Annotated in this window: 17 protein-coding genes; 7 read left to right on the forward strand and 10 right to left on the reverse strand. The window is 69.4% G+C overall.

Features of this window, described 5'->3' with window-relative positions; genetic code table 11:
- The first annotated feature begins 43 nt into the window (after nt 1-43).
- Entirely contained in the window at nt 44-376 is a 333-nt protein-coding gene (locus A5700_RS11935) for a VOC family protein (RefSeq protein WP_369828268.1), read from the forward strand.
- A gap of 33 nt (nt 377-409) precedes the next feature.
- Here A5700_RS11935 and A5700_RS11940 read toward each other — a convergent pair whose 3' ends face one another.
- From A5700_RS11940 to A5700_RS11960, 5 genes are read right to left on the reverse strand one after another with little or no spacing between them, the layout of a single operon-like run.
- Entirely contained in the window at nt 410-676 is a 267-nt protein-coding gene (locus A5700_RS11940; protein WP_068072892.1) for a YdeI/OmpD-associated family protein, read from the reverse strand.
- 24 nt (nt 677-700) lie between these two features.
- Nucleotides 701-1,600 carry a glycosyltransferase family 2 protein gene (locus A5700_RS11945; protein ID WP_068072894.1) on the reverse strand — a complete coding sequence of 300 codons (900 nt, stop codon included), beginning with the start codon at nt 1,598-1,600 and terminating at the stop codon, nt 701-703.
- A gap of 56 nt (nt 1,601-1,656) precedes the next feature.
- On the reverse strand, nt 1,657-2,550 hold the full coding sequence (locus A5700_RS11950; RefSeq protein WP_068072896.1) for a hypothetical protein: 894 nt from the start codon (nt 2,548-2,550) through the stop codon (nt 1,657-1,659).
- Nucleotides 2,551-2,589: 39 nt separating this feature from the next.
- Nucleotides 2,590-3,633, reverse strand: a complete 1,044-nt coding sequence (locus tag A5700_RS11955; protein WP_068072898.1) for an amidohydrolase family protein — start codon at nt 3,631-3,633, stop codon at nt 2,590-2,592.
- A 10-nt stretch (nt 3,634-3,643) separates the two neighbouring features.
- A complete protein-coding gene (locus A5700_RS11960) occupies nt 3,644-5,011 on the reverse strand; it encodes an MFS transporter (protein WP_231973879.1) in 1,368 nt (455 codons plus the stop codon).
- A 202-nt stretch (nt 5,012-5,213) separates the two neighbouring features.
- On the opposite strand from A5700_RS11960, the gene A5700_RS11965 reads away from it, so the two are divergent.
- Together A5700_RS11965 and A5700_RS27220 are read left to right on the forward strand one after the other, a co-directional pair.
- Entirely contained in the window at nt 5,214-5,933 is a 720-nt protein-coding gene (locus A5700_RS11965) for a CoA pyrophosphatase (RefSeq protein WP_068072902.1), read from the forward strand.
- A gap of 122 nt (nt 5,934-6,055) precedes the next feature.
- Complete coding sequence (locus A5700_RS27220) at nt 6,056-6,187, forward strand: hypothetical protein (protein WP_255377963.1); 132 nt, start codon at nt 6,056-6,058, stop codon at nt 6,185-6,187.
- Nucleotides 6,188-6,195: 8 nt separating this feature from the next.
- On the opposite strand, the gene A5700_RS11970 is transcribed toward A5700_RS27220, so the two are convergent.
- From A5700_RS11970 to A5700_RS11985, 4 genes are all read right to left on the reverse strand, one after another.
- A complete protein-coding gene (locus tag A5700_RS11970) occupies nt 6,196-7,275 on the reverse strand; it encodes an LLM class flavin-dependent oxidoreductase (protein WP_068072904.1) in 1,080 nt (359 codons plus the stop codon).
- Nucleotides 7,272-7,790, reverse strand: coding sequence for a GNAT family N-acetyltransferase (locus A5700_RS11975; RefSeq protein ID WP_068072906.1), 519 nt, complete (start codon nt 7,788-7,790; stop codon nt 7,272-7,274). Before A5700_RS11975 ends, A5700_RS11970 begins: the two co-directional genes overlap by 4 nt.
- Nucleotides 7,791-7,875: 85 nt before the next feature.
- The gene (locus A5700_RS11980) at nt 7,876-8,817 is read right to left on the reverse strand and encodes a catalase family peroxidase (protein ID WP_068072908.1); all 942 of its coding nucleotides are present in this window, start codon (nt 8,815-8,817) and stop codon (nt 7,876-7,878) included.
- A 177-nt stretch (nt 8,818-8,994) separates the two neighbouring features.
- Nucleotides 8,995-9,735 carry a haloacid dehalogenase type II gene (locus tag A5700_RS11985; RefSeq protein WP_068072910.1) on the reverse strand — a complete coding sequence of 247 codons (741 nt, stop codon included), beginning with the start codon at nt 9,733-9,735 and terminating at the stop codon, nt 8,995-8,997.
- 104 nt (nt 9,736-9,839) lie between these two features.
- Here A5700_RS11985 and A5700_RS11990 point away from each other — a divergent pair, with 104 nt between their 5' ends.
- The 3 genes from A5700_RS11990 (at nt 9,840) to A5700_RS12000 (ending at nt 15,007) form a co-directional block, all read left to right on the forward strand.
- The gene (locus tag A5700_RS11990; RefSeq protein WP_231973880.1) at nt 9,840-10,940 is read left to right on the forward strand and encodes a ketopantoate reductase family protein; all 1,101 of its coding nucleotides are present in this window, start codon (nt 9,840-9,842) and stop codon (nt 10,938-10,940) included.
- 96 nt (nt 10,941-11,036) lie between these two features.
- Nucleotides 11,037-11,918, forward strand: a complete 882-nt coding sequence (locus tag A5700_RS11995) for an SAM-dependent methyltransferase (protein ID WP_068072914.1) — start codon at nt 11,037-11,039, stop codon at nt 11,916-11,918.
- Nucleotides 11,919-12,046: 128 nt separating this feature from the next.
- Nucleotides 12,047-15,007: an aminotransferase class I/II-fold pyridoxal phosphate-dependent enzyme gene (locus A5700_RS12000; RefSeq protein WP_231973881.1), complete on the forward strand. Its 2,961-nt coding sequence runs from the start codon at nt 12,047-12,049 to the stop codon at nt 15,005-15,007.
- Here A5700_RS12000 and A5700_RS12005 read toward each other — a convergent pair.
- Entirely contained in the window at nt 15,004-15,561 is a 558-nt protein-coding gene (locus tag A5700_RS12005) for a PadR family transcriptional regulator (protein WP_068072916.1), read from the reverse strand. The genes A5700_RS12000 and A5700_RS12005 overlap by 4 nt on opposite strands.
- A 117-nt stretch (nt 15,562-15,678) precedes the next feature.
- On the opposite strand from A5700_RS12005, the gene A5700_RS12010 reads away from it, so the two are divergent.
- On the forward strand, nt 15,679-16,104 hold the full coding sequence (locus A5700_RS12010; protein ID WP_068072922.1) for a nuclear transport factor 2 family protein: 426 nt from the start codon (nt 15,679-15,681) through the stop codon (nt 16,102-16,104).
- The last annotated feature ends 8 nt before the right edge of the window (nt 16,105-16,112 follow it).

The following is a 16,112-nucleotide window of genomic DNA, read 5'->3' on the forward strand; positions in this document are numbered from 1 at the left end:
TGATCGGCGCGCTGGGGTTGCCGTGAGCGATCACCAAGTCACGATGGTGATCCTGTCGACCGACGACCTCGACGGGTCGATCCGGTTCTATCGCGAGACGTTGGGAATGGCGCTGAAGTTCCGCGACGGTGATCACTACGCCGCCCTCGACGGTGGGTCGATCACCGTGGCGCTGGCGACACCGGCGGACCACCCCGCGCCCGGACAGGTGGTCGTCGGCATCAAGACCGCTGACGTCGACGCGGCGGCGAAGGCGGTCGAAGCCAGTGGCGGCAAGATCGTCAGGGCGCCCTACGACGGCGCCCACGAGCGGCGAGCCGTGGTCAGTGACACCAGGGGCAACGCGCTGGTTTTCTATCGACGGCTGAATCCCTAACGGCCGCAGCAACATTCATTGAGCGCACCCGCGCTACGCGCCGGTGCGCTCGCGGTGCTTGCAGCCCGGCCAGCAGCAGGGGCGGCGCTTGCCCTCTTCGAGCTCTTCCACGGTTCGGCGAATGCGACGCTGGCGGGTGGCCTCCTGCTTGGCGTCGCACACCCAGCAGATGAACTCGTTGCGCGCCAGCGGCGTGATGTCGTGCCAGGCCGCCAGCGCGTCGGCGTTCGCGGTCAACGACGCGCGCAGGTCGGCGGGGAGCTTGTGCACCACCCCGCCGGGCACTCGCTGACCGGGCATGCGCCCCAGCGTAGTGCCGGGCCCTCACGACACGTAGTTGCGGGCCTTGCCGTTGAGCTGCGAGTCCTCGAGCAACCGGTAGCCGCGCTCGACGTGCGGCGGCACCGGATTGCGCTCGCGCAGCACCCACGGCACCCCACGGATCGCGTCGCCAACCCCCAGCGCCGTCACCCGGTCACGCGGCAGGCGGCGCAGCAACCGCGCGGTGCGCAGCGTCGCGCTGGGCAGGGGCCGGCGAAGCCACGTGAACCACAACGTGTTCCGGATGCCATGCCGGCGCCGCAGGTGGGCGTCGCGCAGGCGGGAGGCGTGGTGGTGGGCGACGATCTCCGGGACGTAACTCATCTGCCACCCGGCGCGGGCCAGGTCGGAGGCGAGCAGTTCCTCTTCACCGCCGAGCCACAGCCGGCTGGAAAAGCCGCCGGCCGCCAGGAACGCGCTGCGGCGCACGACGGAGACGCCGGCAAGAAAGCTGAGCAGGGGATGTCCTGGAATGCCGGGCGTGCGATCCAACGGCGATTCGGCCATTTCCGAACAGATGGCGTCGAGCCGGCCGTCGGGTTCGACGGTGATGCTGGCCGTCACCACACCCAGACTTGGGTGGGCGTCCAGCAGGTCGGCGGCCCGGCGCAACGCGCCCGGGTCGTACCACGTGTCGTCGTCGCAGAACGCCACGTACGGCGAATCCGCCAGCAACACACCGAGGTTGCGGCCTACCGCCCCGAGATTCGTTCCGGGCGTCACCAGCGTGACATCGGCATGCCGGCAGCGGACCATGTCCGCGGTGCCGTCGGAGGAGGCGTTGTCCACGACGATCACGGTCGGCTGTTCGGGCAGCTCGGCCAGCCGCCGCAGGGTGCGGTCCAGTTCCGCGCAGCGGTTGTAGGTGATCACGACCACGCTGACGCGTTCGTCGGGTGCCATCGGTCCTCCTCGGTCACCAACCGCAATACCCCGGACGGGGCCGCGCAATCAGCGCGCTAGGTTGCGACCAGATGCGCGCTGTCGTCGTGCAATTCGTCGCGGCGCAACGTCATCGGGGTGAGGGCGGGCACGTCGCCGCCGGCGACCACGGCGCGAGTCAGCGGCGTGAGGGCGGCGAACAGCGCCTCGACCTCGTCATCGCCGAGCGCCTCGAGCGCCGTCAGGCCCAGCGCATCCGTCGTCTCTTCGATGTGGTGCTTCAGGTCGCGGCCCGCCGCGGTGAGCGAGCCGTCGGCGTCGAGCAAGCCCTTGTCGGCCAGGCTCTGCTCGTGGCGGCGCCACGCCGCCTCGTCGTAGTCGCGGGTTCGCGCGAGATATTCGCGAGGCACCCGGCCGGCGGCGGCGTGCAGCACGTTGCACTCCCGACCCGAGATTCCCGCCGCGGCCAGCACCGCCACGTGGCCGTCACCGCGCTGCTCGCGCAGCAGGGTCGTCGCGTGCCAGAGCGCCGCCAACGGTTCCTCCGGCCACGGCAATGCCAGGTTCGCGGCGAACAGCGGGCGCCCGTCCAGGGGCGCGCTGCGCGCGGCCTTGCCGGCCAGTTCGACTGCCACGTCCAGGGTTTCCGCCGAATTCAGCCCGTAACGGCGCAGCGCCGATACCGCCGATTCCTGGCGGGCCCGCAGCGCGGCGTCGGGTCCGGCGATCTCCCACGCCGCCGGCAACGCCTTGGCGACCCGCTCGGGGGCGAAGTTGTAGAACAGCGCGGCCACCACCTCGCGCGCGACGGCTCCCAGCGGCGCCGAGCGGGCGGCGAAGTAGCCCATCCAGAATCCGCGGTAGCCCAGGGCGTCCAACGCCGCCCTCGCCTCGGGCGCGAAGTAGGTGACGGCGTGGATCGGCTCGAAGCGATCGAAGAAGCGTCGGGCCAACACAGGTTCTCTACGCATGGTCGCAGTCAACCACTGACACCGGCCCCGACCAAGGCGTCACAGACGCAACAGGCGCTCGGCGTTGCGGTGGGCGATCTTGGCCCTGTCGTCCTCGCTGATCGGCATCTGATCGAGGAATCGGCGGCTTGCTTGGGCATTGCCGTAGGGAAAGTCGGCGGTGAACACGATGCGGTCGATGCCGACCACGCTGACCATGGCCTGGTAGGCCGCCAGCGACAGGCGCCACGTCGGATCCACCGCGCCCGGCTCCTGCGTGAAGAAGTCACCGGCCAGGATGCCGCCGTAGAAATTCTCCCGCAGATAGGCGGCGACGGTGCGTTTGAGCCCGGTCTCTGCCACCCCGAACGCGTACTCGGCCCGCCAGCCCAGCCAACCGAGCGCTTCGAAGTGATGCCCGACGATCACCTGCAGCGCGGGGAACCGGTCGAACACCCCGCCGAGGATCAGCCGCAGGCAGTGGATCCCGGTGTCGATGTGCCAACCGGCGCCCGCGGCCGCCAGCCGCGCCGACACCCGGGGATTGAGCCCGCCGTAGCAGGCGTCGATCACCGGTTGCGGCGGCAGCACCGGATGCAGATAGATGGGCACGCCCAGGTTTTCGGCCATCTCGAACACCGGCCAGAAGAAGGTGTCGTCGAGGTAGCGCCCGTTGACGTGGCCGTTGATCAGGGCGCCGACGAAGCCGTGCTGGCGCACGCTGCGTTCGAGTTCAGTTGCGGCGGCGACCGGGTCGCGCATGGGCAGGGTGGCGAAGCCGCGCAGCCGGTCCGGGTACTGGGCGACCGCGGCCGCCACCGCGTCGTTGGCCTGCCCGGCCAACGCCGCCGCGACCGTCGGCTCGAGCGTCTCGGGTCCGGGCACCGAGTGCGACAGGATCTGCACGTCGATGCCGGCGTCGTCCATCGCGGCGATGCGGCCCGCGCCGAGCTCGTAGATCCCGGGCGGCCAGTCACCTTGCCCGTCCGGCGTCCCGAAGCCCGCCGCCTGCAGGAGGTCGGTCGTAGGGTTGGGCCCCGCGCGATGATGTTCGGCGGAGATCGCCGGCAGCTTGTAGTGCTCCTCGAACCCGATGACCTTCATGCCACCCTCCTTACCGCATCGCACACTCCTGCGCGGCGACGACGGGCGGCGCCTCGGCGTTGCTTCGCCACCACAGCGCGAGCGCCGCGGCGATCACCGCGGACGTACCCGCCGCCGCGACGATGAATCCCCACCCCCACCGGATGGCCGCCAGCGTGATCCCGGGTTGATAGATCATGGTCAGCACCGCGGTCCCCAGGACGGTGCCCAGCTGCCGGGCGGTGTTGGTCAGGGCCGACCCGGCGCCCCACCGCTGCGTCGGCAACGCCAACCCGGTAACGGCCGAGAGGCTGGGAATCACCAGCCCCACCCCGGCGCCGGTGAATAACTGCCCGGGAAGGAAGTCGGCGACGTAGTGCGGCTCGGGGGTGACCCGGCACAACCAGATCACGATCCCCAGCGCGTAGAGCGCGGCGCCGACGGCGGCCACGACCCCGACGCCGACGCGGTCGATGAGCCGGCCGGAGATCGTCAACGACACGAGCACCACCATCACGGGACCGGGTGACAAGCAAAGGCCGGCCGCCGCGGGGGTCTTGCCCCACACGGTGGTCAGCAGCATGACGCTGCCCAGCAGCATGGCGCCGAACGCGGCGGCGAAAAGCAGGAGCGCAAGGCAGCTCGACCACATGGGCACGATCCGGACCGCGGCCAGGTCCAACGCGGGCGTCGGGTGACGCAGGGAACGCCACACCGCCAGCGCCATCGCGCACACGGCGGTGCCGGCTGCGATCACCACCCGGGCCGCCGTCCCTCCCGCGGCGGGCAGCTCGATCAGCGCCCACACCAGCGCCCCCACCCCGAGCACCAAACACAGCGCGCCGAGAAGATCCGGGATGCCGGTGCCGGCCCCGGCCGACCTGGCGAGCACCCACGGGCCCGCCGCGAGCGCCGCCAGCCCCACCGGCAGGTTGACGAAAAAGATCCAGCGCCAGGACAATTCGACCAGCAGGCCGCCGACCGGCGGTCCGAGCGCGGCCGCCATCGCCGCCACCGCCGACCAGGTACTGACGGCGATGGACCGCCGCGCCGCCGGAACCGCGGCCATGAGCAGCGCGAGGGAACTGGGCATCAGCAGGGCGGCGCCGAATGCCTGCACGACGCGACAGACGATCAGCGCCGCGAACGACCCGGAGATGCCGCAGGCGGCCGAACCGAGCGTGAACACCGCCAGACCCCACAGGAAGATCCGCCGGTGCCCGTAACGGTCACCGAGCCGGCCCGCCGGATTGAGGAACGCCGCGAACACCAAGGTGTAGCCGTTGAGGATCCACGACATCGCGCCGAGGTCGGTCACGGCAAACGCGGTGCGAATGTCGGGGAAGGCGATGTTGACGATGAACAGGTCGAGGCTCGCCAGGAAGGCGGCGGCGGACACCACGAGAACGGTGGCGGCCGAACGCCGGGGAGATGATCGCATGGTCACGGGCGCCTCGTGGTGGGTAGCCGGCCGATCGGTCGGACGCAACGCAGCGATCCGACCTCTGAATACAGCAAACTATACCTAGCCGGGTCGGCGGCCGGGCAGGGCGGGCGCGTTCGATGGATCACACCGCGACCGGTGCGCCTAGGCTCGGGAGGTGACCATCCCGTACGACGAGGCGTTGCGCGACACGATCCGCGATCACCTGGCCGGCCACCGCCGTCGCGCCGTGACGGACCCGAGCAAGCGGCACGCGGCGGTGGCGGTGGTGCTCGTCGATTCGGAAGTGGGGGAGGACCGTGTGGACCCGGCGCCGGTCCAGGAGTGGAACGCCGGGCGCCCGCTGCCCGACTTCGGCCTGGACGGCCGCATGGTGGGCGTGTCGGGCGGCGCCGCTTTTTTGCTGTGCCGCAGGGCCTCTCGGCTCACGAGCCACGCGGCGCAGTGGGCCCTGCCGGGCGGCCGGCTGGACCCGGGTGAGACGGCCGTGGCCGCCGCGCTGCGCGAGCTGAGCGAGGAGGTCGGCGTCGAGTTGGGCGAGCCGGACGTGCTGGGGCTGCTCGACGACTACCCGACGCGATCCGGCTACGTCATCACCCCGGTGGTGATCTGGGGCGGCGGCCGGCTCGATCCCCGGCCGTCGCCCGACGAGGTGGTGGCGGTCTACCGCGTCGGGCTGCACCAGCTGCAGCGCGACGATTCGCCCAGGTTCATCAGCATCCCGGAGAGCCCGCGCCCGGTCGTGCAGATTCCGTTGGGCAACGACCTCATCCACGCGCCGACCGGGGCAGTGCTGTTGCAACTGCGGTGGCTCGGGTTGGAGGGGCGCGACGACCCGGTCGACGACCTCGAGCAACCCGTGTTCGCGTGGCGTTAGGTCGGGGTCGGTTCGAGGATTGGACTCGTCACGGACCGGGTACTTCTCCGAGCGTTAGAGCGCGGTGAAAGGGTTGCGGGTCGATGACGGTGGAGCGGGGACGGGCACGGTGCCCGCGGTGCATGGCGTGGGCGGAGTACCGGTTTCTGGATCTCGGTGACAACAAGCTCGAATACGAGGTGCGTTGCACGGTGTGCAGCCACGTCCACTCCGAGGTGACCGCCGTGTCGGCTTCCACCACGGCGGCCGCGTAGCCGACCCGTCAAACCTGTTGTGCGACAGTGTCGTCGACGACGACCTGCGCGACCAGCGGCCGGCTGGGGATCATTGCCCGCAGCGTCGGCGCCACCTCCGACTGGAACAGTTCCAGGCTGCGCCGCTGCTGGGGAGCCGTTAGTCCGTCCGTGTCGGCACTGAGGTGCATGACCTCGTGCCCGAGCTGTTCGTGGTAGCGCGCCACCTTGTCGATGACCTGTGCCGGGCTGCCGATCAGGGCCGAGCTGCGCTCGACGAAATCGTCGACGGAGTCGAACACCACCGGAATGCCCGCCCGGCGCTGTGCCGCAAGGCGGGCCTCGACCACCGGTCGGTAGGCCGCCACCGCCTCCTGCGAGGTGGCTGCGACATAAAACCCGGCGGTGCCCGCCCCGACCAGGGCGTCCCCGGGGCGGTGGCCATACTCCTGCCACCGCCGCCGGTAGTGCCGGACCAGCTCGGCGTACGGCTCGACCGTGTTGCTGACGTTCGCCGAGAAGATCGGGTCGCCGTGACGCGCGGCGAGGTCGACGGAGTCGCGGCTCGTGGCGCTGCCGTGCCAGATCCGGATCCGCTGCTGCAGTGGGCGCGGCAGCGCCTTCGCGTCGACCAGCGGGGGCCGGAAGCGGCCCGACCAGGTCACCCGTTCGCTCTCCCACAGCAGCCGGAAGAGCTCGTATCCCTCGCGGTTGCGCTGCCATTGATCTTCGGTGGTGACGTGGAACAACTGCGCCTGCGCGGCGCCGTTGCCCTTACCGATGATGAGCTCCAGCCGGCCACCCGAGAGGTTGTCGAGCGTGGAGTAGTCCTCGAACGCGCGGACCGGGTCGAGCAGGCTCAGCGTCGTCACACCGGTGAACAACCCGATCGTCGACGTGTGCGCCGCGATGTTGCTCAGTACCACCGGCGGCGAGGACGAGATGAACGGATCTTCGTGGCGTTCGCCCACCGCGAAGCCGTCGAAACCCAACTCCTCGGCGAGCACCGCCTTGTCCACGACACCACGCAACCGTTCGGCGGGGCTCTTGGTCTCCCCGGTGACCGGGTCGGGCAGGTGCGTGATCAGGGTGATGAGAAGAAATTTCATCCCGCGTCCTCGGTGGTGAGCCGTTTCTCGAAGGGGTGCGGACCAACCTGCGCCGCCGGGATGCGCGGGTCGTAAAGCGGCGTGTAGCCCGCCGACACGTAGAGCGCGACCGCCTCGGGTTGCCGCCAGCCGGTGGTCAGGTAGACGCGGGTGTAGCCGAGCAGCAACGCGCGGCGCTCCAGTTCGGCCACCACCAATCTGCCGTAGCCACGCCGCCGATGCGCCGATGTCGTCCAAATGCGTTTAAGCTCCGCGGTTTTCGAGTCGTAGCGGCGCAACGCACCGCCCGCGACCGGCTCCTGGTTGCACAGCGCTACGACGAGCACACCGGTCGGGGGCTCGAATTCCTCGGCGGGATAATCGAACAGCTCCCGGCGCAGCTGCGTGGGGTCACCGCCATAGCGGCCGGCGTACTCGGCGGCCAGGCCTTCGAACTGGGCGGCGGCCACGGCATCGTGTTGGCGTGCGACGACGAACTCGAGGACATCGAGATTCGCGCCGGGTGTTGTCGCCACGCGTCGCCTCCTCGATCCGCCCGCTTCGGGCGCGCATCGGTTCAGTGAAACCGCGCGAAACCCCGCGGCATTCCCGACGGCGTCGTCAAGCTGCCCTGCGCTTGCGGCCGCTGAGCAGGTAGACCGCGGCGCGCAGTTCGAGCAGCGGGTCGTCCGAGGGATCGATTCCGGCTAACCGCGGAATGGGGTCGAAGATCACCTGCTTTTGCTGTGCGGCGTCGTCGGCCACCGGCTCGGTGAGTTCCAGCCTGCCCAGCTCCCTGACCTCCCGGTCGTCGGGCCAGCAAATGGTCGCATCGTCGATGGCGTCGCCGTCCTGCGCCAGCTGCACGGCCACGGTGAATCGCACCGGCGCGGCGGCGAGGCGCTCGGCCAGCTCCGTGAACAGGTAGTCGTCGCCTCGCGCCTGCACCGCGGTGTCGTCGAGGTATTCGGTGCCGGCTTCGGGAAGGACGCGGTAGCGCCCGTAGCTGCTCTGCCCCGCCGCGTTGGTGAACGCGAAAGCGTTGACGCCGAAGAACGACTCGCGGGAGAAGCTGGTCGGGAAGGGCTTGGGTGTCTGCACGAACCGCAGCGCCGCCGGATGGGCGCCGAGGAAGGCCTCCAACGGCGACCCCGCCAGGTTGGCGGGGTCGCTGATGGCCTGCGCCTCCAGGAGTTCGAGGAATTCGTCACCGGTGCGAGTCGGGAACCCGTCGATCGAGTGGGCGATGATGTCGGTGTGCACGTGTTCGCCCAGCACGAACCGGATGCCGATGCCCTTGGGCAAGGAGTTGGGATCGGTGTCCGCAATGTGCGGCAGGCCGGTCGAATCCGAGAACCGGACCAGGACGGGTGTGGACGGTTGGCCGAAGTGTTGGGCGATCGACAGCTCGGCCGCCGCCGCCGACGGTGCGAAGTGCCCGGTCACCAAGGTCCCCTTGCCGTGGGCGGGCCGGATGTCGGGCTGTTCGCCGAAGATTTTCGTGAAGGTCGCGAGGATGCGGTCGCTCAGTTCCAGGAGGTGCTGGTCCGTCGGCAGGGGCATGCGTTTCTCCGTCCGGGCTGTGACGTGACCGCTTCACTGTAGAGCAGGCGGCGTTGGCCGGCGAGACGATGCGCGGGCCCGGGCGGCGTGGGCGTGCGCGAAAAATGCTTGATACGAGGGCCTTCGGCTAACGGTGCCACCACCGGGCGCATCCGCGCACCCGGATCTAAACCGGCGTCAGCCGAACAGCAGCCCGGCCAGCTCGGTGAGGGACGACCCGGAGACGTCCCACGCGCCGGAGGGAGTCAGGTCGTCATCCTGGTCCGGACCGTATTCGGTGGGCCGGGCCACGAAACCCGTTGCCAGGCCGCATCGTTGGGCCGCGTCCAGGTCGGAGTTGTGCGCGGCGACCAACATGACCTCACCCGGATCGAGGTCGAGCAGCCGTGCCGGCGCGTGGTAGGCGGCCGGATCGGGCTTGTATGCCCTGCTGACGTCGCTGCCCAGCACAACGTCCCACGGGAGTCCGGCGAATTTGGCCATTTCGACGAGCAGCCCGGTGTTGCCGTTGGACAGTGGCCCGACGATCGCGTGCCGCTTGATCACCGTGACGCCCTCGACGCTGTCCGGCCAGGGTGGCAACCAACGCCACGCCCGGGCCAGCGATTCCAGCTCGTCGCCGGGCAACGCCTCGGGGGCGACGCCGAGGTCGCGCAACGCGGCCTCCAAGTTTTCCCGATGCAGCACGTCGAGCGACACGAATCCCCGCTTGCCCGTGCGCACTTGGGCCATCGCGGGCTTGTACCGGCTGCGCCAGTCGTCGGCGAAATCCAACGGTTGTAGCGGAACCTGATGCGTCCGCACGAATTGTCGCACCGACTCGGCGATTCCCGACCGCCAATCGACGACGGTTCCGAAGGTGTCGAACAGGACGGCCCGTACACGCCGGCCGGTGGAGGGGGAACGGTAATCGCTCATGTCGCAACCCACGGTACCGGTCCCGGCTCGCGCCGGCGGCGCGTCGGGGCCACCCGAAGTACGCTCGCGCTCGGTGGGCCCAAGCGCGACGACGGGAGGCGGCGGTGACGGACGCGGGTGACGGTGGCGGGGGCCACCCAGACGGTGAGCGCACAACGAGGCGCCGCTACGTGATCGTCGGTGCCGGCGCCATCGGCGGCACCATCGGTGGGGTGCTTGCGCGGGCCGGTGCCCCGACCGTGTTGGTGGCGCGCGGCCGGCACGCCGACGTGCTGGCGGACGTAGGCCTCACCTTGCGCACGCCCGACGGTATCTTCATCACCCCGGTCGAGGCGGCGTCGCGCCCGGAGGACGTCCGGTTGAGCGCCGGCGACGTCCTGGTCTTTGCCACCAAGACGCAGCAACTCGACGCGGCGCTGGCCGACTGGGCCGATCAACCGGTGCACGGACCGGGCGGCGTCCTCGGCACCGCGGGCGACCTGCTGCCCGCGCTGACCGCGCTGAACGGGGTAGTGGCCGAGGAGAAAGCGCTGCGCTATTTCCGGCGGGTGTTCGGTGTCTGCGTCTGGTTGCCGGCGGTGCACCTCGAGCCCGGGGAGGTGATCGCGCGGTCCTGGCCCGTCGCGGGGCAGTTCCACGTCGCCCGTTGGCCGGCGTCGATCAGCACGGCCGAGGACGCGCGGCTGCTCGCGGAGATCGCCGAAACCTGGACGGACGCCGGCATTCTCGTGCGCATCGTCGACGACGTCGCTGCGTGGAAGTACAACAAGTTGCTGAGCAACCTGGGCAACGCGGTGGGGGCCCTGACGGCCGGCGCGACCGATGCGGCGGATGTGGTCGACGCGGTGCGCCGCGAAGGCGAGGCGGTGCTGCGGCGCGCGGCGATCGACTTTGTGCCGTTCGAGAAATCCACGGCGGCGCGGGCCGACGGGCCGTCCGTGCGACCGGTGTCCGGCTGGGACGGCGGCCCCAACAACTCCACCTGGCAATCGTTGAGCCGCAACACCGGCAACGTCGAGACGGACTTCTTCAACGGCGAGATCGTCCGGTTGGCCCACCGGCACGGTGGCGACGCGCCGCTGAACGGCGCGTTGGCGCGCGCCGCACGCGACGCGGTGCGCGGCGGTCGGGGCGCCGGCGAATACTCGGCGGCCCAGCTGCGCGGCCTGCTAGGGATCGACGCGGTCGGGGCCGCCCACGACTGATCGCCGGCGGCGTACGCTCTCGTTAGCAATGCGAAGAATCGCCGGCGGTGCGGGCACTTCCCGCGCGCGCCCGCGACGACCATGAGGGAGGCGGTCATGCCGCGTACGGCCGGTGACAGCTGGGACATCGTGACGAGTGTCGGATTCACGGCGCTGGCCGTCTGCGCCGCCCGTGCCCTCGACGCCAAGCTCGAGCCGCCGCTAGCTCACGACGACTTCGCCGCCGGGTTCGTCGCCGCCGCGGGCGAGCCGAACCTGAGCGCCGCGGTCGCCGACGCCGACCTCACCAGCCCCGCGGCCTTCAACGCGCAGTGGGTTGGCGTGCGCACCCGATTCTTCGACGACTTCTTCACCCGCGCCGACGTGCCGCAGGCGGTGCTCCTCGCAGCCGGCTTGGATTCGCGCGGGTACCGATTGGAGTGGCCGGCGGGCCACACGCTGTTCGAGGTGGATCAGCCGCGCGTCCTCGAGTTCAAACAACAGGTCCTGGACGCGCAGCCGGCCACGCCGTCGACCCGCCGCGTCACCATCGCCACCGACCTGCGCGAGGATTGGGCCGCGGCGCTCGTGGCGGCCGGTTTCGACCCGGGGCGGCCGACGGCCTGGGCGCTCGAGGGCCTGTTGCCGTACCTGCCCGGCGCCGCCCAGGACGCGCTGTTCGACAAGGTGCACGAGTTGTCGGCCGTCGGCAGCCAGATCGCCGCCGAACTGGGTCCGGCGCCCGGGGAGATCGCGGACTTCGCCGACAACGTGCCCACCATCAGCCAGGACGCCAATCAGCCGCCCGTCGCCGAGCTCTGGTATGACGATCCTCGCACCGATACGAAAGCCTTTCTGCGCGAACGGGGTTGGCGCGTCACCGGCGTGGACTTGGTGGACAAGGCGGCCACCGAATACGGACGGCCGTTCACCGAGCTGCCGGCCGTCTTCGATCGGCTGCTGCGCACCAAGTTTTTCACCGCCGTCCGCGAGCGCTGACCGACGGGTGCCGCCGTCACGTGACGGACGCCGGTTGTTCGCCTCGTCGTCACCGTGGTGCGCACTGGTTCTGGAAGCCTTGACCGACGGGTCGAACGATTCGGCCCGCACCTTCGACAAGGGCGGCCATGACCGAACACTTGCGCGCATACAACAGCCTGTGGCAGGTCCGCAGTGACTCATGGTGCCGGCTGGAGGAAGCCGCAGACCGGCTGACCCGCCCGACGACCACCGGTGCCCTCAAGGACAAGTGGGCCGGGGCCTGCCAAGATCTGCTGAGCCGCCTGAGCACCCTGGAGCCGTATTGGGCCTACCCCGGGGCTCCCCAATTCGCGCGCGTGCAACGCCTTTTCGCCGGCGGTCAGTATGACAAGTTCGCCCAGGCCGCCGCGCAGATCAACCGCGCGCTGACCACCGAGTCGTATCGGTCGGGCGATGTGGACAACGCCGGTGCCGACGAGCTCGACATGTTCCCCTCTGACCCGCGCCAGCTGATCGAGCACCAGCCGGCGTCGCAGCGTGACCGCCCCTACTTCGAGGTGCTCGTCGTGGAGAAGATGACCGAGGACCAGGAGCGGGCGCTGCGCAACGAGGTGCGCAAGTGGCGGCGCCCCGACGACGAATTCGTCTACGAGCTCGTCGTGGTCTCCAGCGGGGACGAGGCCCTCATCGCGGCGCGGCTCAACGTGAACCTGCAGGCGGTCGTCATCCGGCGGCGCTTCTCCCACCAGTCCACCCGGGACCTGTCGGCGCTCACGGAATTCGTCGACGCCGCGGTGTCCGACGAACTCAACGACCACCAGACCCCCGAAGAACGCGCGCAGATCCTGGCCGTCGAGCTGGCGAAACTACGGCCCGAGCTCGACCTGTACCTGATGACCGAGATCGACGTGGAGGACATCGCCGGGCGGTTGGGCCAGTACTTCCGTCGGGTCTTTCACGCCCGGGAAGGCATGCTCGAGCTGCACCTGTCGATCCTGCACGGCGTCGCCGCGCGGTACCGCACACCGTTCTTCAGCGCGCTCAAGCAATACAGCCACCGGCCGACCGGCGTCTTCCACGCCTTGCCGATCTCGCAGGGCAAGTCGATCGTCAACTCGCACTGGATCAAAGACATGGTGGGCTTCTACGGCCTGGACGTGTTCATGGCCGAGACGTCGGCCACCTGCGGTGGGCTCGATTCACTGCTCGAACCGACCGGCCCGCTGCGCGAGTCGCAGCAGCTCGCCTCGCAGGCCTACGGATCGCGGCACACCTACTTCGTCACCAACGGCACGTCGACGGCGAACAAGATCGTCACCCAGGCATTGGTGGCGCCGGGTGACATCGTGCTGCTGGATCGCAACTGCCACCAGTCGCATCACTACGGGATGATGCTCGCCGGGGCGAATGTCGTGTACCTGGAGGCATATCCGCTCAACGAGTACTCGATGTACGGCGCCGTGCCGCTGCGCGAGATCAAGTCCAAGCTGTTGGCGCTCAAACGCGCCGGCAAGCTCGACCGGGTCAAGATGATGTCGCTGACCAACTGCACCTTCGACGGCATCGTCTACGACGTCGAACGCGTGATGGAAGAGTGCCTGGCCATCAAGCCCGACCTCGTATTCCTCTGGGACGAAGCCTGGTTCGCGTTCGCACGGTTCCACCCCGTCTATCGCACGCGCACGGCGATGGCGTCGGCGCGCGCGCTGCGGGAGCGGTTGCAGGACCCGGAGTACCGGCGCCGCCACGAGGAGGAGCTGGCCGGGCAGGGCGGCGACGAGCCGAGCGACGACGACCTGCTCGAGCGGCGCCTGCGTCCCGACCCGGCGCGGGCGCGGGTCCGCGTCTACGCGACGCAGTCGACGCACAAGACGCTGACCGCCCTGCGCCAGGGGTCGATGATCCACGTCTTCGACCAGGACTTCGACCAGAAGGTCGCGGAGCCGTTCCACGAGGCCTACATGGCCCACACGTCGACCTCACCGAATTACCAGATCCTGGCGTCGTTGGACCTCGGCCGCCGCCAGGTGGCGCTCGAGGGCGTCGAGCTGGTGCAACGGCAGATCGAGAACGCCATGCAGCTGCGCGACGCGATCGACAACCACCCGTTGCTGAGCAAGTACATGCGGTGCCTGCGCACGTCGGACCTGATCCCGGAGGACTTCCGGCCGTCGGCCATCGCCCAACCGCTGCGCTCGGGGCTGCGAAACATGATGGCGGCGTGGGAGTCCGACGAATTCGTGCTCGACCCGTCGCGGATCACGCTTTACATCGGCCACACCGGTTATGACGGGGACACGTTCAAGCGCCAGCAGCTGATGGACCGCTACGGCATCCAGATCAACAAGACGTCGCGCAACAGCGTGTTGTTCATGACCAACATCGGCACCACCCGCAGCTCGGTCGCCTTCCTGGTCGAGGTGCTCGTCAACATCGCCCGCGAGCTCGACCAGAACATCTCGGAGATGAGCCTCGGTGAGCGGGAGCATTTCGAGCGCGCGGTCTACCGGCTTACCGAAATGTCGTTGCCGCTGCCGGATTTCAGCGGCTTCCACCCCGCCTTCCTGGATCACTCCGGCTCTCAACCCACGCCCGAGGGCGACGTGCGCCGCGGGTTCTACCTGTCCTACGACGACACCAACTGCGAGTACCTCAGCGGTCAGCAGATCGAGGAGCGGTTGGACGCCGGCGTGGACGTGGTCTCGGCGACGTACGTGACGCCCTACCCGCCGGGATTCCCGGTACTGGTGCCCGGGCAGGTGTTCAGCCACGGCATCCTGCAGTTCATGCGCGACCTCGACACACCCGAAATCCACGGCTATACGCCGAACTTCGGCTATCGGGTGTACACCGAGAAGGCCATCGAGATCGCGTCGGGTGCGACGGCGGTCGATGATCGGCGCAGCGACGGGGGGCCCGCCGAGCACAAGGCGCCGAAGCGCAAGCCCGGCAAGCGCGGCGGCTCGGGCGGTGACTCTACCGTGCCCGAGGTGGGGCACGACGAACTGCTCGGGCAGCAACATCCCGGTGATGCGCTCACCACGCCCCCGCCGGGCGGCGGCAACGGCGCTTCCCGCGTCGGGGCGGCCGAACCCGGCGGCGACTAGCGGTCCCGGCGCCGCTCGAGGATCGGCAGCACTCGCTCGGCCCACCGAATGTTTTCCTGCTCCAACGCGATTCCGCGCAGCAGGGTCAGGTAGGGACCCACCCGCTCGGCGTGCGCCAGGTAGTCGTCTTCGGCGCGGTCCTCGAGCAGGCGTGTCCGCAACCGCTCGTAGCGGTGCAGTTTTGCTGTCGCCCGGTGCAGTCGCTCCCGCACAAAAGTGACGATGGCGCCCGCGTCGCCGGCATCGGATGCCTGAACCTTGATCATCAGTTCGTCCCGAATGACCGACGCCCGAGGCGCCTTGGCCGTGAACTGCGCGATCGCGTCGCGGCCCGCGTCGGTCAGGGAGAACATGCGCTTGTTCGGTCGGCGTTCCTGCTGCACGACCCGGGCCTCGACGAGACCCTGTGCGGCCAGCCGGTCGAGTTCGCGGTAGAGCTGTTGCGGGGTGGCCATCCAGAAGTTGGCGACCGAGGCGTCGAAGCCTTTGGCCAGGTCGTAGCCGGACGCCTCGCCCTCGAGCAGGGCGGCCAGGACGGCGTCACGCAGCGACACCGGCGAAGAATACCCCGAGATAGTCAACAAAGTGATTAATCACCCTATGGACAGCTGTCAGCGACCGAGCTAGTGTCAGGCTCGACTATTCAACAAATTGACTATGCGAGGTTCCTGATGCATCCCTTCCGCAAAGCCGTCGAAGAACGCGACGAGACTCGCATCCAGGCTTTGCTGGCCGACGACGTGGTGTTCACCAGCCCGGTGGCCTTCAAGCCGTACGTCGGGAAGCCGATCACGGCCGCGATCCTGCGAGGCGTGCTGCGGGTCTTCGAGGACTTCCGCTATGTGCGCGAGATCCGCGACGCCGGCGGCCGCGACCACGCGTTCGTGTTCGAAACCGGCATCGCCGGCGCGCCGGGCGTTCGCGTCACCGGCTGCGACTTCCTGCACTTCGACGACGACGGGCTGATCGACGACTTCATGGTGATGGTGCGGCCGCTGTCGGGCGCGACGGCGCTGTCCACCGCGATGGGGGCGCAATTCGAGCGGATCCAGCAAGAGGCGGTCCTGTTGGCCGAGCAGTTCAGCGGCGCGTCATAGTAATGACC

This window comes from Mycobacterium sp. E1214, assembly GCF_001666755.1.
Lineage (GTDB): Bacteria > Actinomycetota > Actinomycetes > Mycobacteriales > Mycobacteriaceae > Mycobacterium.